The organism is Mesorhizobium sp. M1A.T.Ca.IN.004.03.1.1, from assembly GCF_003997555.1.
GTDB lineage: Bacteria > Pseudomonadota > Alphaproteobacteria > Rhizobiales > Rhizobiaceae > Mesorhizobium.
Genome location: NZ_RZTV01000002.1, coordinates 447035 through 470253 on the forward strand (window position 1 = coordinate 447035; position 23219 = coordinate 470253).

A 23219-nucleotide genomic window follows, 5' to 3' on the forward strand; every position below is an offset into this window, starting at 1 on the left:
TTTGCTCGCGAGGGCGAATTTCGATTTGTTTGAGCCATTCGTGAGCCGACAAGATCGTCGGCGGTCCTATCTGCAACCCGTTTTTGCCGGAAGTCATTCGGCAGAAAGATGCTGGCGAAGGCCAATTCGGATTCCGTTGCGCGTGACGGCAGATCCAGCTTCAGGCAGTTTGCACCTGCTCTGCGTACCGGACGCAACTTCCCCATTCTAGCCAATATGGTAGAGATTGGGGCTGGTGCAAATTCCGGTACGAACGGCAATGAACCTTCAAACCAGAGCCCGGTCCATTCTCGATAGCGAAGTCGTCTGGGACGCCCATTCCGGCTTCATGCCGGATCCTGCCGCGGACTTGAACAACCTGCGGATCTGGCGAGACGCCGGTGTCGACTATCTGTCCATCGATGTCGGGTTCGATCTGCTGCCCTGGGAAATGACGGTGACCAATCTCAGCTGCTTCCGCCACTGGATCCTGGCGCGTCCCGCCCACTACGTGCTCGTCTCGTCGGCCGACGAAATCCTCGCTGCCAAGGCGCAAGGCAAGCTGGCGGTCACCTTTGACATCGAAGGCATGAACGCCCTGGACGGCCGGATTGAGATGGTCGAGTTCTACCATGGCCTTGGCGTGCGCCAGATGCTTTTCGCCTATAACCGCAACAACCTTGCCGGCGGCGGATGCCATGACGAAGACCCGGGTCTGACCGCGTTCGGTCGGCAGGTGATCGACGAGATGAACCGCCTCGGCATGTTCGTGGATGTGAGCCACACCGGCTATCGCACCACCATGGACGTGATGGAGTACACGGACCGGCCAGTCATCTTCTCGCACTCCAATCCGAAAGCGCTCTGCGCCCACGGTCGCAACATCACGGACGAGCAGATCAAGGCCTGCGCCCGCACCGGCGGCATCGTCGGCGTTGTCGGGCTCAGTCGTTTCCTTGGCGAGGCGCGCACCGATTCCGAACGGCTGGCCGACCATGTCGAATATCTGATCGATCTCGCTGGCCCACGCCATGTTGGCATCGGCCTCGACCATGCTTTCCCGGTCGAGATCGAAGGCATCGACGACATCATCGCCAGCAATCCGCATTTCTGGCCGAAGAGCGAATATGCGGGAGAAACGACCTATTCGGCACCAGCCCAAATGAAAGAGCTGACCGAGGTTCTGCTTCGTCGCGGTCAGCCGGAAGGAGCGGTCCGCGACGTCATAGGCGGCAACTTCATGCGCCTTGCCCGGGAAATCTGGAAATAACCACCGGAGCAGCTGTCGAGCGCTCCGTGGGACCTTCTTTTGGTCAGGCGGGTTGGTCCGCGCCAAGAAGGACGCGCAGCTTCGCGACGGCCGCATCCGGACTGGTCGATACGGGGATGTTCGTCGCCGCTGTGACCGCATCCCGCGCGCGCACCATGGAGAACTGTGCCAAGACGATCGCATCGAAATCCTTCAGCTTGGCGGCTTCAGCCGCGATCAGCCGGTTGTGGGTTTCCACGTCTCCTGCACGCACCGCCTCGATCGCGCCCGGCACGAAATAGCTCGTGATGGTGGCAGCTTGGCCCATACGGGCGGCTTCGTCCCGGAACTCCTGCTCCATTCCTTCCCTCGACGGCGGGAAAGTGTAGAGCATTGCGGTGCGACCGCCACGGCGGATCGCCGTCTCAAACATGGCCTCGTTCGGTTTCAGAACCGGAACGTCCAGCTTCGCCGCGGCCTGTTCAATCGCTTGCCCGAACGCCGAGCAGGTGAACAGCACGGCATCGCTTCCGATCGAACGGGCATAGCTGGCCAAGGCCTCGACGCGCCGGACCATGTCGCTCGTCAGGTCAGCGGTTTTGGCGCGGTCCACTGCCAGGCTGTCCTCGAGGATATTGACGGTTTCGGCGCCAGGCCATCCCGCTTCGAACGCCCATCTGATCGGCTCCATCGAGATGGGCGTGGCATGGATCAGGGCAATGCGAGGCTGTGACGTCATTGTGCGAGACCGAATGATAAACGAGGCCGCCCCGAGAGCAAGCGGCGTTGGTACCGATGACTATTTCGGGGCTGCCGCCGCGAAGACCCATACGCTCTCGGCAGGGATCCGCGCCCATACATTGCCCGAGGCAAGTTGCCGCGCGCCGTGCGCCTTGGCGACGAAGTCGCCACGGCGCAGACGGTACTCCCGCTTGTCGCCGAGATAGATGCTGTCGTCGAGATGCATCTCGATGCCGTCCGGGTGCAAGGGACCGCGGTACTTCGAGATCGACACTCTCGCGATGGGCGGGATCATCCCGCTTATCCTTTCGAGGCCAGCTCACCATGGCAAGGAGGGAGGAAGGCGACCGCAGACCCAATAAGTGATCGCCCTTGCCCTCGATCACGTGGCGAGACAGCCATCACAAAGCCCGTCGCCTCGAGCGCTACGAGCGTGCGACGTTTTGGCCATGAAAACCGAGAACCGTGAGTGGCCGAACCCGGTTGCGCATAATCCGGCGGAAGAGTTCCACTTCGGGTAAGGTTGAAGGCCGCAGGAGGCAGGATCGGGCTATCTTTCCCGAAAGGCGCGCTGGAACGAGTCCACCAGCGGCTTGGTCAGATAGCTCAGAAAGGTTCGCTCGCCGGTTGAAATGAAGGTTTCGACCGGCATGCCTGGGTAGATCTGCTCGGGCTTGACCTGCGGTGGCAGCTTGTCGGCCATCTTAAGCCGCACGGTGTAATAGGGCTGTCCAGTGCTGGGAGTGGTCAGCCGGTCCGCCGAAATGTAGAAGACCTTTCCCGGCACTTTTGGTGTTGTCCGTGCGTTCAGGGCCGTGAACATCATGTTCGCGCCTTGGCCGACTCGGATAGAATCGATGTCTTCAGGCTTGATCTTTGCCTCGACGATAAGTTCCTTCGTCGGCAGAAGCTCCATCGCAGGCTCGCCAGCACGAATGACGCTGCCTTCGGAATTGTAGAGAGAGCGGACGATGATGCCGTCCGCCGGGGCACGAATGGTCGTTCGCACCAGGACCGATCGAGCGGCGTTGATTTGTTCCTCAAGGTCGGCCACCTCTACCCGGGCCTTGTTCAATTCCGTGACGGCATCCTCGACCCGGGTGGTTGTTAGTCTTTCAATCTGCTGGCGCGCTTCCACGATCTGGGTGGCCGCGCTGGCGATTTGCGCCTCCAGCGATCCCTCCTGACCTACCAACTCGGCGGTGCTGCGCAGAAGATCGGTGTATTCGGAACGATTTGTCAGTCCCTTGTCGAGCAAGTGCTTTTTGCGTTCCGTCTCGGCATTGACGATCGCGAGCTGGTTTGCCGCAGCATCCTTTTGCGCCTTCAAGCCGGCAACAGCTTCCTGAAGGGCTGCCACCCGTTCCCTAAGGATCTCCTGATCTGCGCCATAGCGCGCTAGCCGAGCCCGGAACTCCTTGGTTTGCTCTGCAAAGACGTCACTGAATTCGGACGCGTCTGAGTAGGCGCCTAAATCGCGGGGCAGGACGATTTTCTCCAGGCCATCCCGTTCTGCCTCGAGCCGCGCGATCTCAGCCTTTTGTGCGACCCACTGTTTGAGGACTCGGTTGAGCTGCGACTGCGCCACCGTTGGATCGAGCACGATCAGCGCCTGCCCTCGTAAGACTCTGTCACCCTCTCGAGCTTTGACGCTGCTGACCACGCCACCTTCGAGATGCTGGATCATGACATTCTGTCCAGCTGCTGCAATCACTCCTGGCGCGATCGTTGCTCCGGCAATCGGCGCCATTGCGCCCCAGAATACGAAGCCAAGCAAGAAAACGGACACGCTTGCATACCCCGCGAGCGTGATGCGATCTGTGCGTGTGTCGACGTTGCGCTGCCAGCTATACGTGCTGGCGCCGATGGCTTGGCTAGTCATTAGCGACCTTTATCTCGCCTCGAGCAGATGAGGGGAAAGGCACCACTCCTTCGCGCGACTGAGAGGCTGCGGGCCACCCCGCTTGGGCGCGTCGCTCGACAAGTCTATCGAGCACGCCCTTGGTCAAACCGTAGATCTCGACCTGGCCATTGCGTAGCATCAATACGCGATCGCATTTGGAAGCGAGAGAGGGCCGATGGGTTATGACAAGCACGGTCGTTTTTCGTGAACGCGCTCCGCTAATCGCGCGCTCGAGCGCGGCTTCGCCGTTGGAATCGAGATTTGCATTGGGCTCGTCGAGAACCAGCACCTTGGGATCGCCGTAGAAGGCCCGAGCAAGCCCGATGCGTTGCCGCTCGCCACCCGAAAGGCGAACGCCGGTCGGGCCGATCAGCGTCGAGTAGCCATCCCTCTGACCCAGGATGAGCTCATGCACTTGGGCCCGCTGGGCTGCTTGAACCAACTTCTCGCTGGGCGCATTCGGGTCGAACCGCGCGATATTTTGCGCGATGGTTCCCGGGAAGAGTTCCACATCTTGCGGCAGGTAACCAATATGGCGGCCGAGTTGTTCCGGGTCCCAGTTCCGAATATCGCCGCCGTCGATCCGGATCGCCCCAGAGCGGGGCGCGATCGCACCGACGATGAGGCGCGCCAGAGTCGATTTTCCAGCCTGGCTCGGCCCTACGATCGCGACTGTCTCGCCGGCGGCGACCTCAAAGGTCAAGCGCTTGATCAGCGGCAGCGAGCCATCGGCCGCGCCCGGAAGATGATAGACTATTTGCTCCACGCTTAGCGCTCCTTCAGGAGCCGGCAATGCTACGTTTTCCTGGTTGTCGAGCCCGGACCGGAGAGCCGAAAGCCTCTTCCACGCAAGATTGGCGTCGATGATCTGCCGCCAACTCCCAATGATCTGATCAAGAGGTTGCAGAGCGCGCGCCGAAATCATCGAGGACGCAAATATCATACCGGCGGTCATCTCGTTGTGAAGAACCAGATAAGCGCCGGCCCCCAATATCGCGATCTGCAGTGTCGAACGAGTGGTGCGCGATACACCGCCATAAAACGAATTGATGCGAGCGAGCCCATCCGAGGCGTGTAGAGAGCCGGAAAAACGGGTGCCCCAGAATTCTATCGCGTTGGACACCATGCCAAGTGCGCGAACGGTTTCGAAGTTTCGGGCGAAAGCCTGCGCCGAATTCATCGAGGCGTTGAGACTCTCCGCCGCCTCCTTGCCAGGTCGCGAGCTCGCGACCTGGTTCAGCATGGCGATGGCGACCATGAGAACCGCCCCGACGACCGTCACGAGGAAGAGCAGCGGATGGATGAAATAGAGCAGGCCTACGAAGATCGGCCCGAAAGGAAGGTCGAAGAGAAAGAAAATCGTTCTCGAAGCGATGAAGCCTCGCACGGTGGCCAAGTCGCGCAAGGCTTGAACATCGCCGAGGCCAGCGCGAGGGCCACTCATTGCAGCGAGAAAAGACGATGTGCCCAAAGAGACATCCAGTCGCGCCGCGAGCCGGCTTGCGTATACACCCCGCACGACTTCGAGCACGCCGAAGAGCAAGAGCGTCGAAAGCGCAAGCAATGTTAGGTAGGTGAGCGTGTCCAAATTGGCGGCGGGCAAAACCCGATCATAGACCTGCAGCATGTAGAGAGGCAGAACTAGCACCAGGGTGTTCATCACCGCGGAGAACAGGCCCATTTCGACCACGCTCTTCGACAGCACCCTTCTATTCGTGTAACTGGGCATCCCCGAAATCGTCTCTTTTGGTTAAGCGATCATTTTAGACAATGTTTATATATCATGCCAAGCAGCCGCGCTATCGGTTGCGACCTTTTGACAGCCTAGCTTCACTTTCATCGGAAGTTATCCACCGGTCATCCAGTTTGGCTGGGACGCCAGGAAACACCAATCCAGGATGGCGCTAAGCGTCTGATTCTCGATCAGAGAATTGAACCGTCCAAACCTCGAAATTGCCTTAGTCAGCTAATCGCTTGCTGGCAGTGAAATGACGTCTGCGAACGAGGCGGCGTGAAACTCAAGTTGCTACATGCTTTCCAATAATAGCGGCGCCGCCGCAGCAAGCTGGCCGCCGATAATGGTGTCGCCGCCATCGGCCCGATCGGTTTGGAATTGGTGATGGCAGCGCCGACCGGAAAGGCCGGCGCATGCACATCCGCGGCGATCAATGCGGCCGACGTTTATGGCAACTGATCGGCGTCCGCCGCCCTTTCTGATCGGTGACCGTCGGAACCAGGCACGGCGGGGGGCGCGCCCGCCCCTCGCCATGCCATGGTCCGATCGCATGAACGATCAAACGACGAATACGTCGTGATAGGTCAGTGCCGCTCCGGGCTCCAGATGGGCGATTTCCACCTGCGGGGCCGATTTCGAGCCGTCGGGATCATAGGACAAGACGCCCGTGGCCCGGTTGTAGAGCAGGTGATCGTTGCTATGGGTGGGGTGTTCTCGCAACTCAAAATACGACGAGTTCACCTGCGTCGGGCTGGACGAGGAACCGGCGCCGAGTTGGGTGAAGACGGCGTTGTCGAGATAGAGCGCGTCATTTACCGCGTCGAAGTCGGTCAGCGTGTCGACATTGCCGGCGCCATAGGCGGTGTCAAACACAAAGGTGTCGTGGCCCGCGCCGCCGGTCAGCACGTCGTTGCCACCCTTGCCCCGCAATGTGTCGTTGCCAGCCAGGCCATCAAAGGTATCGGCCGCGGCAGTGCCGACAAATGTATCGTTCCCGGTCGTTCCGTGGGTCGGGTCCGTCGGCAGGGTCGGAGATGACGGTAGCGGGTCGGTCGGCACGGTCGGAGATGACGGCAGCGGGTCCGTCCCGTCATGGGCTGCATGCCAGGCCGCCTTGGCGTTGGCCCAGTAATCGCGGGCCGCTTGGCCTTGAAGGACCGTCCAGCCGGCGGGCGGCATTGGATAATCCGCCGGCAGTGGCGTGTCGGAGAGGTTGAGATAGTAATTGCCGTGCGACTCGACCGTCTTGTCCCAGGCCCGCTGCACCCGCTCCAAGCCGTTGTGGTCAACGTCGGTGATCGCCACCACGCAGTCGATGAAGCGCAAGCTGGGAACGATATCGTCAGCGCCTGTGCCCTTGTCCAGTTTGAACGGCGAACCGTGCGTCATCTCGCCTTTGCGAAGATACTCTCCCATGCCTAGAAGCATGCCATCCATGGTGACCGTGTTGTCAGACCCATCCACGTCACCGTCGCCAAGGCTCACTCCGGAAAACACGTGGTCGAACAGCGAATCCCGGATGGTGCCGCCGATGACGTCGTCGTCCTCGACCGCGTCGTCTCGTGAGTAGCCGACATAGGTATCCTCGATGAGGAAGGTGCCAGTGCCGCCGACACGGATGCCATCCCAGGGCTTGGTGATCGTCCAGTCGTCGATGACAAAGTTGTGGGCTGAATTCACGCGGACTGCGGCGGAGTTGACGTAAACGTCCTCCCAGGCGCCGGTTTGGGAGACCGTGCCGTTGATCGTGCCGCCCGACGCCACGAGGTTGTCGCCGGGGTTGACGACCGCAAAGGGATAGAGGTTGGTGGAGCTTCCCTGATTGGCGACAATCCACGAGGCTTCGCTGGCATCGATAGTGGTGTCGGCGGGGAGACCGGATGCTTTATATTGGCGGTAGCCGTAGTCACCGCTCAAGACAATGGTATTCGTATCGGCCATTCTTGGCGACCTTTCACACCCCCACCCTTTCTGCCCAACATGCCTGAAGCCCGAATGGCTCGCGGCCAAAAGAGCCCAGGTTAGCGGTATGGAGCAAATCACAAAATTTAAAAAAAGTGTCTCAAAATGTAACAATATATCTCTCGCGGGAATTGGGTGGCGCGGCGATTTCAGCGCGGATTCTCTTCAGTGGTCTCAACGCGGCTTTCGATCCCTTGCCACCTCCAAAACCCACCGGCCTCACAGGAGCAGTCCATGAGCGGAGACGGTGCGCACGGGTTCCATCGTTGCAAATCATCGAAATCCGGACGATTGGCGAGACGATCAAATTCGTCCGTGAGTTATGGGGCAAGAACGCACGCCGGGATGTCGAGCGCCCGGCAATGAACTGACCGATATTTGCGTCAGCTCGAGATCACGCTCTCTCAATATGAAGTGGAAGTCCGTGCTCTGGTCGCGGCGAGCTGTGGGGCAGGTCCCTCGACAATATCGGCCCGACCTCCTATATGCTTCGCGCAAAAGCACGGAGAAAGGGTGTGTCCCGAGAGCGTGACGTGCTTATGTGGCGCGAAGCCGGGAAACTTGCGTTATCTGGCGACTATGAAGGATGGCTTGCCATCGAATGGGAGCTTCGTAGCAGAGGATTCTCACGCGCCAAGCTGTTGTTCGATAACGACCGGGTCCGAAAAAAATTGGATGAGATCTGCAAGAGGGCACAGGAGCAACGCGCCGACCCCAAACAGACCTAAAGACCAGAAACGCCCCGCCTTTCCAGAACCCAGCCAACCTTTCTCTCTTTCCGATGAGTTGCATTTCTCCACGCCAGGTTTCTCGCCAGGCAGGCGATAGCGCCGGCCTAAACCTTTTCCGCCGACAGACGTTGTTTGTTCCAGACGGACCGAGCGACCGGCAGCGGAGAGGATCACCCGATGTATTTCATGGCACTGGCCACCGACTACGACGGCACGCTGGCGCATGACGGACTGGTCACCGCCAGCACGCTGTCGGCGCTGAAGAAGCTGAAGAAGTCCGGCCGCAAGCTCATCCTGGTCACCGGCCGCGAACTGCCCGATCTCAAAGAGGTGTTTCCGGAGGTCGGGCTATTCGACAAGGTGGTGGCCGAAAACGGCGCGCTGATCTACACGCCGGCGAGCGAAGAAGAGCAAACAATCTCGCCCTCGCCTTCCGCCGATTTCGTCGACAGACTGAAGAAGCGCGGCGTCAAGCCGCTCTCGGTCGGCCGCTCGATCGTTGCCACCTGGGAGCCGCACCAGGCCACCGTGCTCGACGTCATCAAGGAGCTCGGCCTTGAGCTGGAGATCATCTTTAACAAGGGCGCGGTGATGATCCTGCCCTCAGGCATCAACAAGGCCACCGGACTGGCGGCTGCGCTCAAGGACCTCAGATTGTCGCCGCATAATGTGGTGGGCATCGGCGATGCCGAGAACGACCACGCCTTCCTCAGGGCTTCGGGTTGCAGCATCGCCGTCGCCAACGCATTGCCCGCCGTGAAGGAAACCGCCGACCTCGTCACGAGGGAGGCGCGCGGCAAGGGTGTCGAAGAACTGATCGGCAAGCTGATAAAGCAGGATCATCTGATAGCTCGCAAGCGCTTGCGCGGCGTCCTGCTGGGAACTGCCAACGGCAAGAAGGTCTATCTGTCGCCCGTCGAGACCGTTCTGATCGCCGGAAGCTCCGGTATCGGCAAGTCGACATTGGCCACAGCGCTCACCGAGCGGCTTGCCGAACAGGGATTGCAGTTCTGCATTTTCGATCCCGAGGGCGACTATGACGGACTGGAGGGCGCCGTTCCGCTAGGTGATGGCTCGACTACACCCAGCAAGGAGCAATTGCTGGAGCTGATCGAAAAGCCTAGCACCAATATCGTGGTCAACGGGCTGGCGCTGAAGGTCGACGAGCGGCCCGACTTCTTTGCCGAATTGCTGCCAGGCCTCGGCAGCGTCCGCTACCGCACGGCAAGGCCGCATTGGCTGATCATCGACGAGGCGCATCACCTTCTGCCCCGGCGCCGCGAGGACACGCGCGCGGTGCTGTCGCTCGAGCTGCCGGGCACGGTGCTGATCACCGTGCATCCGGAAGCGATTTCGACCGGGGTCCTGCGCCTGGTGACGGCGGTCATCGCGCTCGGTCCGAAGGCGAAGAGCGTGATCAAGACCTTCTGCAAGGAGGCCGGGCTGGAGGCGCCCAAGAGCATTCCTTCGCCGAAGGGTGACCGGGTTCTGCTGTGGCGGCCGCAGGACGGCAAGAAGCCGTTCACGGTCAAGGCGATCGAACCCCACCAATCGCTGAAGCGGCACAGCCGCAAATATGCCGAAGGCGAGCTCGACGAGGCCGGCAGTTTCTATTTCACGGGGCCGGAAAAGGCGATGAACCTCAGAGCCCACAACCTGATTATTTTCGCCCAAATGGCAGAAGGCATCGACGACAAGACCTGGGAATATCACCTGCGCGCCGGCGACTATTCCAAATGGTTCCGCCAACAGATCAGGGACAAGGAACTCGCCCGCGAGACGGCAGAGGCCGAGAAGGACAAGCGTCTATCGCCCGAGGACAGCCGCAAGCGCGTGCTGGAGGCCGTGCGCCGGCGTTACACGGCGCCAGCCACGGCACCGGAGAGGTAACTCAGTCGGTTCCGGACGCCAAGCCGCCCTCAACTCGCCTCGCGCATCGCCTCAGCCGCCTGCAGGTCGACCGAGACCAGCTGGCTGACGCCCTGCTCGGCCATGGTGACGCCGAACAGCCGGTCCATGCGCGCCATGGTGATCGGGTTGTGGGTGATGATGACGAAGCGGGTTTCCGTCGTTTTCGACATCTCGTCCATTAGGTTGCAGAAGCGCTCGACATTGTGGTCGTCGAGCGGGGCGTCGACCTCGTCGAGCACGCAGATCGGCGCCGGATTGGTAAGGAAGACGGCAAAAATCAGCGACATGGCGGTGAGCGCCTGCTCGCCGCCGGAGAGCAGCGTCATGGTCTGCGGCTTCTTGCCGGGCGGCCGGGCGAGGATTTCGAGGCCGGCTTCCAGCGGATCTTCGGACTCGATCAGCTGCAATTCGGCCGTGCCGCCACCGAAGAGATGTGCAAACAGCCGCTGGAAATGGCCGTTGACCACCTCAAAGGCCGACAGCAGGCGTTCACGGCCCTCGCGGTTGAGGCTCTGGATCGCTTGGCGCAGTTTTCTGATCGCCTCGATGATGTCCTCGCGCTCGGACACGATGATTTCCAGGCGGTCCGACAGCTCCCTCTGTTCTTCCTCGGCGCGCAGATTGACGGCCCCTAGCCGCTCGCGCTCGATCTTCAGCCGGTCGAGCTGGCGCTCGACCTCGGCCATGTCCGGCATCGGGTCGTCGGTCTCTAGCCCGGTATGCTTGATGACGAGATGCGGCGGCGTGTTCAACGCTTCCTGGATGCGAGCCTCGACCTCGGCGCGGCGTTCGTCGGCCGCGGTCAGCCGCTCCTCGGCGCGGACGCGGGTCTCGCGCGCTTCGGCAAGCGACTGGATCGCCGCGGTCGCCGCCTTGTCGAGCTCGGCTTGCTTGGTCTCCGCTTCCTGCAGGCGATCGCCGGCGGCCTGGCGCAGCGCCTCGGCCTCGGAAAGCTGACTCAACAGCGCACGGCGCTTGGCGTCGATCTCGTCGGGCGCGTCGGCCAGCCGCTCGCGCTCAGCTTCGGCCTCAGCCTTGCGCTCGCCAAGCGCGGCGATCTGCGTCGAGGCGTTTTCGGCCCGCTCCAGCCAGTTCTTGCGCTCGGTGCCGATCGCGTCGAGCCGGCGCATGCGCGCTTCGGCCTCGCGCCGTAGGCCGTCATGCACGGCGCGCGTATCGGCAAGCGTGGCGCGGTCGCGAGCTACACTGGCGGAGGCCTGCTCGAGCTGGAGCTGCAGGTCGCCGAGATCGGGCGCGTCCCTGAGCATCTCCTCGGCTTCGAGGAAAGCGGCTTGCGTCTCTTCATGGCTGTCGACGATGCGCGCGCGGGCGTCATCCAAGGCAGCACGGCGGCTCGCCAGCTCGCCGCCGGCCTTCTCGGCCTCGGCCAGCGCGTTACGGGCGGCGTCCAGTGCGTGCTGGGCATCGCGGCCGGCCTGACGCGCGTTGCGCTCGGCCTCGCTCGCCTGGCGCATCGCCTGCTCGGCGCGCGCCAGCGCCTCCTCGGCCTCGCGCACGACGCGGGTCGCCTGCACGGCCTCGGCATCGAGCTCCGCCAGGCGGTTCTTCTGCGCCAATCGCTGCGCGGCAGCGGTTGGCGCATCGGCGCTGGCCGTCAAGCCGTCCCAGCGCCAGAGCGCGCCGTCGCGGCTGACCAGCCGCTGGCCGGGCGCGAGCTGCGCTTGAAGGCGACGGCCATCGGCGGCGTCGACGATGCCGATCTGCGCCAGGCGGCGGGCAAGCTGTGCCGGCGCGCGGACCACACGCGCCAGGCTCCTCACGCCTTCGGGCAGTGCCGCGTCACCCGGTTGAACCGCGCTCTCGCCCCAATGCACCGGGGCGCTGCGGTCGAGCGGCACGTCGAGGTCCTCGCCGAGCGCGGCGCCAAGTGCCGTCTCGTAGCCGCGCTCGACGCTGATCTGCTCCAGCACCGAAGGAAAGAGATCGCCGCTCGCGGCGTTGAGTATCTTGGCCAGCGTGCGCGCTTCCGTCTCGATGCGCTGCAATTCGGCCTTGGCATCCTGCAGAGGCGGACGGGCAGCACTTTCGGCGGCGCGCGCTTCGGCGACCGCCTGCTCGGCGGCGATGGCGCCTAACTCGCTCTCTTCCAGCCGGGCAAGCGCGTCCTCGACCAGCAGCCGCTTCTCGGCGGGATCGGGCAGGCCGGAAATGCGCGTGACAATATCGGAGAGCTCGCGATCGACCTCGGCAAGCTGGCGAGCGAAGCGGTCGCGGCGCTCGGCGGTCTCACGCAAAGTGCGCTCGATCTGGTGGCGCGAGGCGGCCGCCTCGGCGCGTTCGGCCGTCAGCGCGGCAAGCCTGGCTTCGCTCTGCGAGAGCGTCGCGCCGGCCTGCTCGAAGGCGGCGCGGGTGGTGGCTTCGCGCTCGGCAGCACCTGCATTGTCCGAATTGAGCTCGGCTTCCTCGGCGCGGAGACGCTCGAGAATGTCGGCATTGTCGCGCACCATCCGCTCCTCGCGGGCGATGTCTGCATCGAGCTGTTGCAGGCGCCGCTCCAGCTCCGCCTGGCGCGAGCGGATGCGGCCGGCCTCTTCTTCGATCTGCGTCTTGGCGATCGACAGGCGCTGAAAGGCCGCCGCCGCGGCCGCTTCCGCGTCGCGCAGGTCGGGCAGGCGGTGGGCAGCGATGCCCTGCTCCCTCGCAGCGGCCATCTGGGCTGCGGCGCGGTCACCGACCAGCGTGGTGGCAACGGCAAGCGCCGAACGCGCTTCGCCTTCCTGAGTTTTGGCCAGCGTCCAGCGCAGATGCAGAAGCGTCGCCTCGGCCTTGCGGATGTCGGCCGACAGGTTCTTGAAGCGCGAGGCCTGGCGCGCCTGGCGCTTCAGGCTGTCGATCTGGCTTTCCAACTCGCCGACGACATCGTCCAGCCGTTCGAGGTTTTGTTCGGCCGCCTTCAGCCGAAGCTCCGCCTCGTGCCGGCGCGTGTGCAAGCCGGAGATACCAGCGGCTTCTTCGAGCAGCGCCCGGCGCGCCTGGGGCTTGGCCTGGATCAGCTCGCCGATGCGGCCCTGGCCGACCATGGAGGGCGAGCGAGCGCCGGTCGACTGGTCGGCGAAGAGCAGCTGCACGTCCTTGGCGCGCGCTTCCTTGCCGTTGATGCGATAGAGCGAGCCCGCCTCGCGTTCGATGCGGCGCGACACCTGCAATTCATCGGCGTCGTTGAAGGCGGCGGGCGCCGTGCGGTCCGAATTGTCGAGGAAAAGCGTGACTTCGGCGGTGTTGCGCGCCGGCCGCGTGCCGGAGCCGGAAAAGATCACGTCGTCCATGCCGGACGCGCGCATGTTCTTGTAGGAGCTTTCGCCCATCACCCAGCGCAGCGCCTCGACAAGGTTGGACTTGCCGCAGCCGTTCGGCCCGACAATGCCGGTCAGCCCGCGTTCGATGACGAACTCGCCGGGCTCGACGAAGGACTTGAAACCGAGGAGGCGAAGGCGCGAAAACTTCATTCGCGCCGCTCCGCAAAGAGCAACATGCCGAAGCCAAGCAGCTTCGGCGCGGCCTGGACGTCAGAGCAGAGGGTCGATGATGGCCGACATTTCCTCAATCGACATCGCCCCTTTGTAGGTCTTTCCGTTGATGAAGAAGGTCGGCGTCGAGTCGACCTTGAACTCGTCCGCTCCGCGTTTCTGGACTGCTCTCACATCGTCCAGAAGCTTCTGGTCCGTCAAGCAGGCCTCAAATGACTCCTGTGTAAAACCGGCGAGCTTGGAAAGCTGCAGCAGCGCTTCCTTGGTGTTGCTGACGCCGACCCAGCTCGGCTGCTGCTTGAACAACACGTCCACCATGGCGAAATAGTTGTCCTTGGCGCAGCGCGCCAGCATGAAGCCGGCCTCGGCGCTCGGGTCGAAGGGGAATTCGCGCAGGATATAGCGCACCTTGCCCGTGTCGATGTATTTCGACTTCAGCTCAGGGAAGGTTGTGTCGTTGAAATGCGCGCAATGCGGGCAGGTCATCGAGGCATATTCGACGATGGTGACCTTGGCGTCGTCCTTGCCGAGCTGCTTGTCGGGCAAAGCGCCGGGCTTGAGCAGTTCCGCCATGTCGACGGTGCCCTGCGCTTCCGGCACCTGAGCGGCCGCGGGCGTGGCAGGCTTGGCTGGCGTCGACGGATTGGCGGGCTTCACATCGGCCGCCTTTGCCTCTTCACCCGAGTCGCTGCACGCGGCAAGCAGCGCCACTGCCGGAACGGCGGCCAGCGTGGTCAGAAGGTTTCTGCGAGACAAAGAGCGGTTCATGCGAATCACCTGATATCGGTTGGATTTTGCAATGCAAGGGCTAGAAAAGGCGAGAGTTGGCGCGAATTAAGGCATCGGCATCCCCAATCCAATCGCCAAATTTTTCGGGCGCGATCACGAATATGCGATATTGACGACAATTTTGCAGCGCGCTCCACGACTTTTCCCGAAACCGCCGGAACTTTCGGGAGACATGCTCAGGGCTTTTTTTGTCCGAGGATGGTCGCGCCGAGCCGCTCGAGCGAAGCGCGTAAGCCATCATCCTCGATCTTGCCGACCGTTCGCGCCAGCTTCGATTTCTCGGCCTCGCTGAGAGGCCGCGGTTGCGGTTTCGGCCGCGCTTTCGCCGAAAGGACCGGCTTCTGCAAGATCTTGATGCGGCCTATGGCGTTGAAACCCAGGAAGGCGTTGACGCGGTTGATGACCTCGCCCGCCTCATGCTGAAGATGCAGCGCCGCCATGCCTTCGCAGGCAATGATCAGCACCGCCGGCTCGAACGGATCGTCCTCATGCAGGCGGCGCGGCCACTGGATCTTTTCCGGGCGCGAGTGGCTGGCCAGGCGCGGCCCGGCGATCTCTTCCCAGGACTGCACCAGTCCGATCGAGATGCCGGCGCGCTTCTTCAGGACAGGATCGAGGATCTCGGTCGCGAGATCGCTCACCGGAACGGGATTGCCGAAGGGCCTTTTCCCTGCCATGTGCGTTCTCCGATCCTAACTCACCCGATCAATGGCACCGCAAGACCAGACCCGCAAGGCCGCAGCCGAGAAGTGCGTATCCGGAGATAGCAGCATCGCCGTCCGCCTGCTTGCCTGGTACGACGCGCATCACCGCAACCTGCCCTGGCGCGTGACGCCGAGTGCGTTCTCGCGTGGGACAAAACCCGACCCTTATCGCGTCTGGCTCTCCGAGGTCATGCTGCAGCAGACCACGGTCGAGGCGGTGAAAGCCTATTTCCGGACGTTTGTCGAGAAATGGCCGACCGTCGAGGCGCTGGCGGCAGCGCCGGCCGAGGACGTCATGAAGGCCTGGGCCGGGCTCGGTTATTACTCGAGGGCACGCAATCTCAAAGCCTGCGCCGATCTCGTGGCGCAGCGGGGCGGCCGCTTTCCCGACACCGAGGCGGGATTGAAGGAATTGCCGGGCATCGGCGCCTACACGGCGGCCGCCATCGCGGCGATCGCCTTCGACCGGCCCGCCGCCGTCGTCGACGGCAATGTCGAGCGTGTCATCTCGCGGCTCTATTCGGTGGAGACGCCGCTCAGCGAGGCCAAGCCGGAAATCCGAGCGCTGGTCGAGAAGCTCGTGCCAGGTGCAAGGCCCGGCGATTTCGCCCAGGCGATGATGGATCTCGGCGCAACGATCTGCACGCCGCGGCGGCCGCGCTGCATGCTGTGCCCGCTGCGCGAGGATTGCAGCGCGATCCTGTCAGGCGATCCGGAGCGCTTTCCAGTCCGCCTGCCCAAGGGCGACAAGCCGCTCAGGCGCGGTGCTGCCTTTGTCGCCCAGCGCGATGACGGCGCCATCCTGCTGCGCAAACGGCCGGACAAGGGGCTGCTCGGCGGCATGACCGAGGTGCCGACCACGGCGTGGACGGCGCGGGCCGACGGCGCTACGACGGCGGACGCAGCGCCCATTTCGGCCGACTGGCGGCGCGCCGGGCGGATCGGCCATGTCTTCACCCATTTCGCGCTCGAACTCGACGTCTTCCATGCCCACATCAGGGGTGATGCGCCCAACGGGCATTTCTGGTCGCTAGCCCACGAAATTCCCGGGGAAGCGCTGCCCACCGTCATGAAAAAGGTAATCGAGGCAGCGATACCGGGCGCAACCAAAAAGCAAGCCCCGCTGCGCCCGCGTTGAAAGGACCGCAATGACTGACATCCGCCACATCGTGTTCGATATCGGCAAGGTGCTGATCCACTACGATCCGGACCTTCCGTTCAGCCGGCTGATCCCGGATGCCGAGGAGCGGAAATGGTTCTTCGACAATGTCTGCACCAGCGCCTGGAACATCGAGCAGGATCGCGGCCGCACCTGGCAAGACGCCGAGGCGCTGCTGATCGCCGAACACCCCGATCATGCCGAGAACATCCGCAACTTCCGTCGCTGCTGGCACGAGATGGTGCCGCATGCCTATGACGACAGCGTCGCCATCATGGTCGGCCTTATCGACAGGGGCAGCGATGTGACCATGCTGACCAATTTCGCCGCCGACACATTCGCCGAAGCCCGCCGGCGCTTCGACTTTCTCAATCGGCCGCGCGGCGTCACGGTCTCGGGCGAGATCGGCCTGATCAAGCCGGACCAAGCCATCTACGACCGTCACGTCGCATCCTTCGACCTGGAGCCGGCCGCCACACTCTTCATCGACGACAGCCAGAAGAATGTCGACGGCGCCAAGGCCGCCGGCTGGCAGGCGGTGCTGTTCACCGATGCCAAGGCGCTTCAAGCGGATCTTGAACGGCTCGGGATTGCGGCCTGAACTGAATCACTTGCGGCAATCGGTTGAGCTTTCGATTCAAGCGGATCAGCCGCCTGCCCGCTCCATTCCGAGGCGGGCGATGCGGCGCAATTCGTCGATCGGGGTGAGGCCGCCGCTGCGCTCATAGTGCCAGAAGGTCCAGCCGTTGCAGGCGTCCAAACCCTGCACCTCGGCACCGATCTTGTGGATCGAGCCGGCGCTGTCGCCGATGGCCAGCGTGCCGTCGGCGCGCACCTTGGCCGCCCAGCGCTTCTTGGCGTCGTAAAGTGTGGCGCCCGGCGCCACCAGGCCGGTGTCGATCAGGCTTATGAAGGCGACGCGCGGCTCGGCGCGCTTGCCGGACAGCACGGTGAGGTCGGCCTCATCCAGCGGGCGCACGGCGGCGATGCGCTCATTGGCGGCATCGATGTAGGATTGCTCGCGCTCGATGCCGACGAAGTGACGGCCGAGGCGCTTGGCGACCGCACCCGTGGTGCCCGAGCCGAAGAAGGGATCGAGCACGACATCGCCCGGCTTGGTCGAGGCCATCATGATGCGGGCCAGCAGCGCTTCCGGCTTCTGCGTGGGATGCAGCTTGTTGCCGTTCTCGTCTTTCAGGCGCTCGGCGCCGGTGCAGATCGGGAACAGCCAGTCCGAGCGCATCTGCAAATCGTCATTCGAGGCCTTCAGCGCTTCGTAGTTGAAGGTGTAGCCCTTGGACTTCTGGTCGCGCGAGGCCCAGATCATCGTCTCATGGGCGTTCTGGAAGCGGCGGCCGCGGAAATTCGGCATCGGGTTGGTCTTGCGCCAGACGACGTCGTTCAGGATCCAGAAGCCGAGATCCTGCATCCTGGCACCGACGCGGAAGATGTTGTGGTAGGAGCCAATCACCCAGATCGTGCCATTGGGCTTCAGCACGCGTCGCGCGGCAAGCAGCCAGGCGCGGGTGAAGGCGTCATAGGCCTCAAAACTCTCGAACCGGTCCCAGTCGTCGTCGACGGCGTCCACCTTGGACTGGTCGGGCCGATGCAGGTCGCCGTCGAGTTGCAGGTTGTAAGGCGGATCGGCGAAGATAACGTCGATCGACTTTTCGGGCAGCCTGTCGAGGGCGGCGACGCAGTCGCCTTTGAGGATCGTGTCCAGCCATTCGGACTGCTGGGGAGCGTGGGAAAGCTCGTCGAGAAGACGCACGGCAGACATCAAAACACCCAAAGCACGCGTTACGATTTACTGGCCGTTATGGTTACCGATCAGCGTAAACATTCGGTGAAGGTCGGGCGAGAGCCTGCGGCCACTGATTTGCGAACATCGGCCCATTGGTGTATGCCGCGCCGCTTGGGCCAGTCAGGCCATTTTCCTCCCAGCTTCGGATTGCCATGCCCCAGCCAGACCTTGTCATCTTTGATTGCGACGGCGTGCTCGTCGATTCCGAAATCATCGCCGCGCGCGTCGAGGCCGAGCTTCTGACATCGGCCGGATACGAGATTTCGCCGGAGGAGCTTGCCGAGACCTATGCCGGACTGACCTTCAAGGACATCTTGATGCGGGTCGAGGAAAAATCTCACCTTCCCTTCCAAGCCTCGCTCATCGACCGCGCCGAGGAACTCGTCGATCGCAAGCTGCGCAGCGACGTGCGCATCATCGACGGCGCACGCGAGGCGGTGGCGGCGGTGACCACGCCGCGCGCCGTCTGCTCCAATTCGCGCACCGAGCGGATCGAGTTCATGCTTGAAAAGGTGCGCCTGCTGCCCTTCTTCGCCGGCCGCATCTTTTCGGGGCTCGACATCCCCAGCAAGAAGACCAAGCCGGCACCGGACGTGTTCCTCTATGCCGCCGAACAGCTCGGCGCCAATCCGAAGAACACTTTCGTCATCGAGGATTCGGTGCACGGCGTCACCGGCGCCAGGACGGCGGGCATGCGCGTCATCGGCTTCACCGGCGCGGGGCACAGCTATCCCGGCCATGCCGACTCGCTGACCGAAGCGGGCGCCGAAACCGTCATCCGCCGTTTGGCGGAACTCGGCAGCACAATCGCGGCATTGTCTGAGTGGTCGGAGGACGCCTAACCGCGGAAGCGCGATTGGCGGCGAATCAGATCAGTTTGTCGCCGCCGCGGCGACGCGCTTCTTCCTCCTGGCCTTGGACTTGTCCGTCGCTGCCGGCGCGTTCTCGTCATAGCCGGCATAGGCTTGGTAGTCGCGGGCGGTCGGCTCCGGCACTACGACATTGGTGTCGGTGAAGACGAACTGCGTCGCGGCAGACGGATCGGTGACCTGCACCTGATACTGATGAAGCTGCGAATAGAGCACGTCATGCCCATGTTGGACCGCGATGCGGATCGGCATCGTCACGGTACCGGGAGTGAACTGCGGCCCCGGCACGACCTTACCGGCCACCGCGATCTTCATCGTCAGCTGGCCGTTTTCGTGAATGCAGTCGCGCGTCACGTCGGTGATCGAGGCCTGGTAAATGATCTTGGCGGGATCGCGATTGGGGTCGACGGGTTGACCGTTCGGTCCGGTCTGTGCGGCTGCGGCTGCCTCGGCTTCAGCGTCCGCCGCGGCATCGACTTTCTTTTTCTTCGTCTTGGCGGCGGCGCCCTTAGCATAGGTATTGAAGAAGGCGGTGCCGTCGCGCAGCGTCACTTTCGGGCAGTAGGCGCGCAACTGGCTGGCAAGCACCTTGGGGTCCTGCGGCGGTGGCGGCGCGGTCGGGTCCTTCTTGCTGAAGCCGAAGTTCAAAATGCCATTGTCGCTCGATTGGCAGCCTGCGGCGGCAAGCATAAAGCCGGTGAGCGCCAGACCCGCGACAACACGGCGGTTGACCGAATAAAACCTCATGAACTGCACTTCCCTCTCACAAAGCCGGTGACGTATATCAACGCCGCGGCGAAAATGCGACTGAGCCGGCTCGGAAAATTAACCAATTTGCCGTGGATGACGCGGCCGGCAGCAATGGGTTCTTGACGATGCAATATGTGAGTACCCGCGGGGATGCGCCCGTGCTTGGATTTTCGGACGCGGTGCTGGCCGGACTGGCGCGCGACGGCGGGCTTTACCTGCCGCGCGAATGGCCGCAGTTCTCGTCCGCCGATATTCGCGCCATGCGCGGCCTCGCCTATCCCGACCTTGCCATCCGCGTCTTGACACCCTTCCTCGGCGGCGAGATAGCCGTACCCGTCTTCGAACGGCTGGTGCGTGAAGCCTACGCGACTTTCCGGCACGATGCGGTCTGCCCGCTGGTGCAGACGGGCAAAAACACCTTCATCCTCGAGCTCTTCCACGGCCCGACGCTGGCCTTCAAGGACGTGGCGATGCAGCTGCTCGCGCGGCTTATGGACCATGTGCTGGCCGAACGGGGCAACCGCGCGACCATCGTCGGCGCCACCTCCGGCGACACCGGAGGCGCGGCAATAGACGCCTTCGCCGGCCGCGACCGCACCGATATCTTCATCCTCTTCCCCAACGGCAAGGTCTCGCCGGTGCAGCAGCGGCAGATGACGACGTCGAGCGCCGCGAACGTGCACGCGCTGTCGATCGAAGGCAATTTCGACGATTGCCAGGGCCTGGTGAAGGATATGTTCAACGACCACGGCTTCCGCGACAGGGTGTCGCTGTCGGGTGTCAATTCGATCAACTGGGCCCGCATCATGGCCCAGATCGTCTATTACTTCTCCTCGGCGCTGTCGCTGGGCGCGCCCGACCGGCCGGTGTCATTCACCGTGCCGACCGGCAATTTCGGCGATATTTTCGCCGGTTATGCCGCCAAGCGAATGGGGCTGCCGGTCGAGCGGCTGATCATCGCCACCAACGACAACGACATATTGGCACGCACGCTTGCAAGCGGCGAATATCGCACCAAGGGCGTGTTCGCCACCACCTCGCCGTCGATGGACATCCAGGTGTCCTCGAACTTCGAGCGCCTGCTGTTCGAGGCGGCGGGCCGGGATGCCGCGACGGTCAGGCGCTACATGAACGGGCTGAAGCAGTCCGGCGCCTTTACCGTCGAAGCGGGCGAAATGGCGAGGATGCGTGCGGAGTTCGACGCCGGCCGCGCCAGCGTCGACGAGGTCGCGGCAACCATTCGCCAGACGCTTGAAGCGAGCAGCTATCTGCTCGATCCGCACACGGCCGCCGCTATGCACGTTGCGGCCCGCCATATGTCGGGCGCCGTGCCCATGGTGGTTCTCGGCACCGCGCATCCGGCCAAATTCCCGGCGGCGGTCGAGGCCGCCAGCGGCGTTACGCCAGCGCTGCCGGCCTGGCTCGCCGGCTTGATGACAGCCGACGAAAAGTACACCATACTTCCATCCGAGCTGAAAATGGTGGAAGAATACGTGAGCCGCCACACGCGGGCGGCCCGTTAGGGAGTAGTTGCCATATGGGTGTTGAGGTAAGCCGTCTGTCGAACGGCCTGACGGTCGCCACCGAAACCCTTCCAAGCCTCGAATCCGTTGCCCTTGGCGCCTGGGTCAAGTCGGGCGCACGCAATGAACGCGACGAAGAGCACGGCATGGCCCATCTGCTCGAACACATGGCTTTCAAGGGAACGAAACGGCGCAGCGCCTTCGAGATCGCCTCGGAAATCGAGAATGTCGGCGGCGAGATCAACGCGGCCACCAGCGTCGAGACGACCTCCTACTACGCCAGGGTGCTTTCCGCCGACGTGCCGCTCGCGGTCGACATCCTGGCCGACATCCTGCAGGAATCGGAGTTCGATCCGGAGGAACTGGAGCGCGAGCAGCATGTGATCCTGCAGGAGATCGGCGCCGCGCACGACACACCCGACGACATCGTCTTCGACCGTTTCACCGAAACCGCCTTCCGCCACCAGACCATCGGCCGCTCGATCCTCGGCACGCCGGAGACGGTCAAATCCTTCACCTCCAGGCAGCTGCACGATTTCATCGAACGGCAATATGGCGCCGAGCGCATGGTGATCGTGGCCGCCGGCGACATCAAGCACGACAATTTCGTGCGCGAGGTGGAAAGGCAGCTTGGCGGCTTCCGCGCCAAGGCCACCAGCAACATCCCGCAATATGCGCAGTATGTCGGCGGCGACTTCCGCGAGGACCGCGACCTGATGGACGCGCAGATCGTGCTCGGCTTCGAGGGCCGCGCCTACCATGTGCGCGACTTCTATGCCTCGCAGGTGCTGTCGATGATCCTCGGCGGCGGCATGTCGTCGAGGCTGTTCCAGGAAGTGCGCGAGAAGCGCGGCCTGTGCTATTCGGTCTATGCCTTCCACTGGGGCTTTTCCGACACCGGCATTTTCGGTGTGCATGCGGCGACCGGACAGAGTGATATCGCCAAGCTGGTGCCGGTCATCATCGACGAATTGCAGAAGGCCGGGGAAAGCATCCAGCAGGATGAGCTCGACCGCGCACGCGCGCAATATCGGGCCGGCCTCATCATGTCGGCCGAAAGCCCGGCAAGCCGCGCCTCGCAGATCGCCAGGCAGTTGCTGCTGTTCGGGCGGCCGATCGCCAAGGAGGAGTTGATGGAGCGGCTGGCGGCGCTGACGGTCGAGCGGCTGACCGATCTCTCCTCGCGGCTGTTCTCGACCAAGCCGACGCTGACGGCGGTCGGCCCCGTGGGCACGCTGGCGCCCTACGAGGCGATCCTCGAATCGCTTGCGGGCCCGCAGACGACGGCTCGCAGGCTCGCCGTCTAACCTTCGTTCCAAAGTCGTGTTCGCGCTTCCTTTCTTTCGCCGCGACCTGCCGGCACTGAAGGGCGAAAAAGTCACGTTGCGCGTGCCTTTGACCAACGATTACCGCGAATGGTCGACGCTGCGCGGCGAAAGCCGCGCCTTTCTGGAGCCATGGGAGCCGCGTTGGCAGCCTGACGAGCTCGACCGCACCGCCTGGCGGCTGCGCATCGGCCGCTACCGCGAGGACTATGCGCAAGGCACGGCCATTGCCTTCTTCATCTTCGAGAAGTCGAGCGGCAAGCTCGCCGGCGGCATCACGCTTGGCAACATCCGCCACGGTGTCGCGCAAAGCGGCCACATCGGCTACTGGATCGGCGAGCGCTTCGGCGGCCGTGGACTGATGACCGACGCGGTCAAGGTGGTGTCGCGTTTTGCCTTCGATACGCTGCGGTTGCACCGGATCGAGGCTGCCTGTATTCCCGACAACGCACGGTCGATCCGCGTGCTTGAAAAAGCCGGATTCCGGCGCGAAGGACTTCTCAGATCCTATCTCCGGATCAACGGCATCTGGCAGGATCACTACCTCTACGCCCGGATCGCGGACGATCCGCCGGGTGATGGAACGAAGGGCTGATA

19 protein-coding genes are annotated in these 23219 nt (G+C 63.1%); 8 read left to right on the forward strand and 11 right to left on the reverse strand.

The window, feature by feature from the left end:
* The first annotated feature begins 259 nt into the window (after positions 1-259).
* The gene (locus tag EOD29_RS08100; RefSeq protein WP_127239392.1) at positions 260-1249 is read left to right on the forward strand and encodes a membrane dipeptidase; all 990 of its coding nucleotides are present in this window, start codon (positions 260-262) and stop codon (positions 1247-1249) included.
* 43 nt (positions 1250-1292) lie between these two features.
* Here EOD29_RS08100 and EOD29_RS08105 read toward each other — a convergent pair whose 3' ends face one another.
* The 6 genes from EOD29_RS08105 to EOD29_RS08130 form a co-directional block, all read right to left on the reverse strand.
* The gene (locus tag EOD29_RS08105) at positions 1293-1919 is read right to left on the reverse strand and encodes an arylsulfatase (protein ID WP_348630414.1); all 627 of its coding nucleotides are present in this window, start codon (positions 1917-1919) and stop codon (positions 1293-1295) included.
* A 108-nt stretch (positions 1920-2027) separates the two neighbouring features.
* Positions 2028-2264, reverse strand: coding sequence for a hypothetical protein (locus tag EOD29_RS08110; protein WP_067327877.1), 237 nt, complete (start codon positions 2262-2264; stop codon positions 2028-2030).
* A gap of 255 nt (positions 2265-2519) precedes the next feature.
* Positions 2520-3851 carry an HlyD family type I secretion periplasmic adaptor subunit gene (locus EOD29_RS08115; RefSeq protein ID WP_127246393.1) on the reverse strand — a complete coding sequence of 444 codons (1332 nt, stop codon included), beginning with the start codon at positions 3849-3851 and terminating at the stop codon, positions 2520-2522.
* Complete coding sequence (locus EOD29_RS08120; protein ID WP_164747251.1) at positions 3844-5577, reverse strand: type I secretion system permease/ATPase; 1734 nt, start codon at positions 5575-5577, stop codon at positions 3844-3846. The genes EOD29_RS08115 and EOD29_RS08120 overlap by 8 nt, the downstream gene beginning before the upstream one ends.
* A 588-nt stretch (positions 5578-6165) precedes the next feature.
* Complete coding sequence (locus tag EOD29_RS08125) at positions 6166-7548, reverse strand: calcium-binding protein (protein WP_067327874.1); 1383 nt, start codon at positions 7546-7548, stop codon at positions 6166-6168.
* 647 nt (positions 7549-8195) lie between these two features.
* The gene (locus EOD29_RS08130; protein ID WP_127246395.1) at positions 8196-8474 is read right to left on the reverse strand and encodes a hypothetical protein; all 279 of its coding nucleotides are present in this window, start codon (positions 8472-8474) and stop codon (positions 8196-8198) included.
* Between the two features lie 3 nt (positions 8475-8477).
* Between EOD29_RS08130 and EOD29_RS08135 the strand changes: the two genes are divergently transcribed.
* Positions 8478-10190, forward strand: coding sequence for an HAD family hydrolase (locus tag EOD29_RS08135; protein WP_127246396.1), 1713 nt, complete (start codon positions 8478-8480; stop codon positions 10188-10190).
* Positions 10191-10219: 29 nt separating this feature from the next.
* On the opposite strand, the gene smc is transcribed toward EOD29_RS08135, so the two are convergent.
* The 3 genes from smc to EOD29_RS08150 all read right to left on the reverse strand — a co-directional run bounded on the left by smc (position 10220) and on the right by EOD29_RS08150 (position 15165).
* On the reverse strand, positions 10220-13678 hold the full coding sequence (gene smc / locus EOD29_RS08140; RefSeq protein WP_127246397.1) for a chromosome segregation protein SMC: 3459 nt from the start codon (positions 13676-13678) through the stop codon (positions 10220-10222).
* A gap of 60 nt (positions 13679-13738) precedes the next feature.
* Positions 13739-14467, reverse strand: a complete 729-nt coding sequence (locus tag EOD29_RS08145) for a DsbA family protein (protein WP_127246398.1) — start codon at positions 14465-14467, stop codon at positions 13739-13741.
* Positions 14468-14664: 197 nt separating this feature from the next.
* Positions 14665-15165, reverse strand: coding sequence for a DUF721 domain-containing protein (locus EOD29_RS08150; protein WP_067327870.1), 501 nt, complete (start codon positions 15163-15165; stop codon positions 14665-14667).
* Between the two features lie 31 nt (positions 15166-15196).
* On the opposite strand from EOD29_RS08150, the gene mutY reads away from it, so the two are divergent.
* Positions 15197-16330 (forward strand): A/G-specific adenine glycosylase, encoded by a 1134-nt coding sequence (gene mutY / locus EOD29_RS08155; protein ID WP_127246399.1) that lies wholly within the window; start codon positions 15197-15199, stop codon positions 16328-16330.
* Positions 16331-16340: 10 nt separating this feature from the next.
* A complete protein-coding gene (locus EOD29_RS08160) occupies positions 16341-16952 on the forward strand; it encodes an HAD family phosphatase (protein ID WP_127246400.1) in 612 nt (203 codons plus the stop codon).
* 45 nt (positions 16953-16997) lie between these two features.
* On the opposite strand, the gene EOD29_RS08165 is transcribed toward EOD29_RS08160, so the two are convergent.
* A complete protein-coding gene (locus EOD29_RS08165) occupies positions 16998-18131 on the reverse strand; it encodes a site-specific DNA-methyltransferase (protein ID WP_095800288.1) in 1134 nt (377 codons plus the stop codon).
* Positions 18132-18307: 176 nt separating this feature from the next.
* Between EOD29_RS08165 and EOD29_RS08170 the strand changes: the two genes are divergently transcribed.
* Entirely contained in the window at positions 18308-18997 is a 690-nt protein-coding gene (locus EOD29_RS08170; RefSeq protein WP_095781964.1) for an HAD family phosphatase, read from the forward strand.
* Between the two features lie 30 nt (positions 18998-19027).
* Here the strand turns inward: EOD29_RS08170 and EOD29_RS08175 are convergent, their stop codons facing one another.
* A complete protein-coding gene (locus EOD29_RS08175; RefSeq protein ID WP_127246401.1) occupies positions 19028-19771 on the reverse strand; it encodes a hypothetical protein in 744 nt (247 codons plus the stop codon).
* Positions 19772-19899: 128 nt separating this feature from the next.
* Between EOD29_RS08175 and thrC the strand changes: the two genes are divergently transcribed.
* From thrC to EOD29_RS08190, 3 genes are read left to right on the forward strand one after another with little or no spacing between them, the layout of a single operon-like run.
* Entirely contained in the window at positions 19900-21297 is a 1398-nt protein-coding gene (gene thrC / locus EOD29_RS08180; protein ID WP_127246402.1) for a threonine synthase, read from the forward strand.
* A gap of 14 nt (positions 21298-21311) precedes the next feature.
* On the forward strand, positions 21312-22604 hold the full coding sequence (locus EOD29_RS08185) for a pitrilysin family protein (protein ID WP_066997977.1): 1293 nt from the start codon (positions 21312-21314) through the stop codon (positions 22602-22604).
* A 16-nt stretch (positions 22605-22620) separates the two neighbouring features.
* A complete protein-coding gene (locus EOD29_RS08190) occupies positions 22621-23217 on the forward strand; it encodes a GNAT family protein (protein ID WP_066997979.1) in 597 nt (198 codons plus the stop codon).
* Positions 23218-23219: the final 2 nt, after the last annotated feature.

Excerpts from the sequence above, each read along its gene's own strand:
- EOD29_RS08175 (WP_127246401.1), bottom strand. The coding sequence starts at position 19,771 with ATGAGGTTTTATTCGGTCAACCGCCGTGTTGTCGCGGGTCTGGCGCTC.
- EOD29_RS08100 (WP_127239392.1), top strand. The coding sequence starts at position 260 with ATGAACCTTCAAACCAGAGCCCGGTCCATTCTCGATAGCGAAGTCGTC.
- EOD29_RS08165 (WP_095800288.1), bottom strand. The coding sequence starts at position 18,131 with ATGTCTGCCGTGCGTCTTCTCGACGAGCTTTCCCACGCTCCCCAGCAG.
- EOD29_RS08135 (WP_127246396.1), top strand. The coding sequence starts at position 8,478 with ATGTATTTCATGGCACTGGCCACCGACTACGACGGCACGCTGGCGCAT.
- smc (WP_127246397.1), bottom strand. The coding sequence starts at position 13,678 with ATGAAGTTTTCGCGCCTTCGCCTCCTCGGTTTCAAGTCCTTCGTCGAG.
- thrC (WP_127246402.1), top strand. The coding sequence starts at position 19,900 with ATGCAATATGTGAGTACCCGCGGGGATGCGCCCGTGCTTGGATTTTCG.
- EOD29_RS08145 (WP_127246398.1), bottom strand. The coding sequence starts at position 14,467 with ATGAACCGCTCTTTGTCTCGCAGAAACCTTCTGACCACGCTGGCCGCC.
- EOD29_RS08150 (WP_067327870.1), bottom strand. The coding sequence starts at position 15,165 with ATGGCAGGGAAAAGGCCCTTCGGCAATCCCGTTCCGGTGAGCGATCTC.
- EOD29_RS08115 (WP_127246393.1), bottom strand. The coding sequence starts at position 3,851 with ATGACTAGCCAAGCCATCGGCGCCAGCACGTATAGCTGGCAGCGCAAC.
- EOD29_RS08170 (WP_095781964.1), top strand. The coding sequence starts at position 18,308 with ATGCCCCAGCCAGACCTTGTCATCTTTGATTGCGACGGCGTGCTCGTC.
- EOD29_RS08125 (WP_067327874.1), bottom strand. The coding sequence starts at position 7,548 with ATGGCCGATACGAATACCATTGTCTTGAGCGGTGACTACGGCTACCGC.
- EOD29_RS08185 (WP_066997977.1), top strand. The coding sequence starts at position 21,312 with ATGGGTGTTGAGGTAAGCCGTCTGTCGAACGGCCTGACGGTCGCCACC.
- mutY (WP_127246399.1), top strand. The coding sequence starts at position 15,197 with ATGGCACCGCAAGACCAGACCCGCAAGGCCGCAGCCGAGAAGTGCGTA.
- EOD29_RS08105 (WP_348630414.1), bottom strand. The coding sequence starts at position 1,919 with ATGGAGCCGATCAGATGGGCGTTCGAAGCGGGATGGCCTGGCGCCGAA.
- EOD29_RS08160 (WP_127246400.1), top strand. The coding sequence starts at position 16,341 with ATGACTGACATCCGCCACATCGTGTTCGATATCGGCAAGGTGCTGATC.
- EOD29_RS08110 (WP_067327877.1), bottom strand. The coding sequence starts at position 2,264 with ATGATCCCGCCCATCGCGAGAGTGTCGATCTCGAAGTACCGCGGTCCC.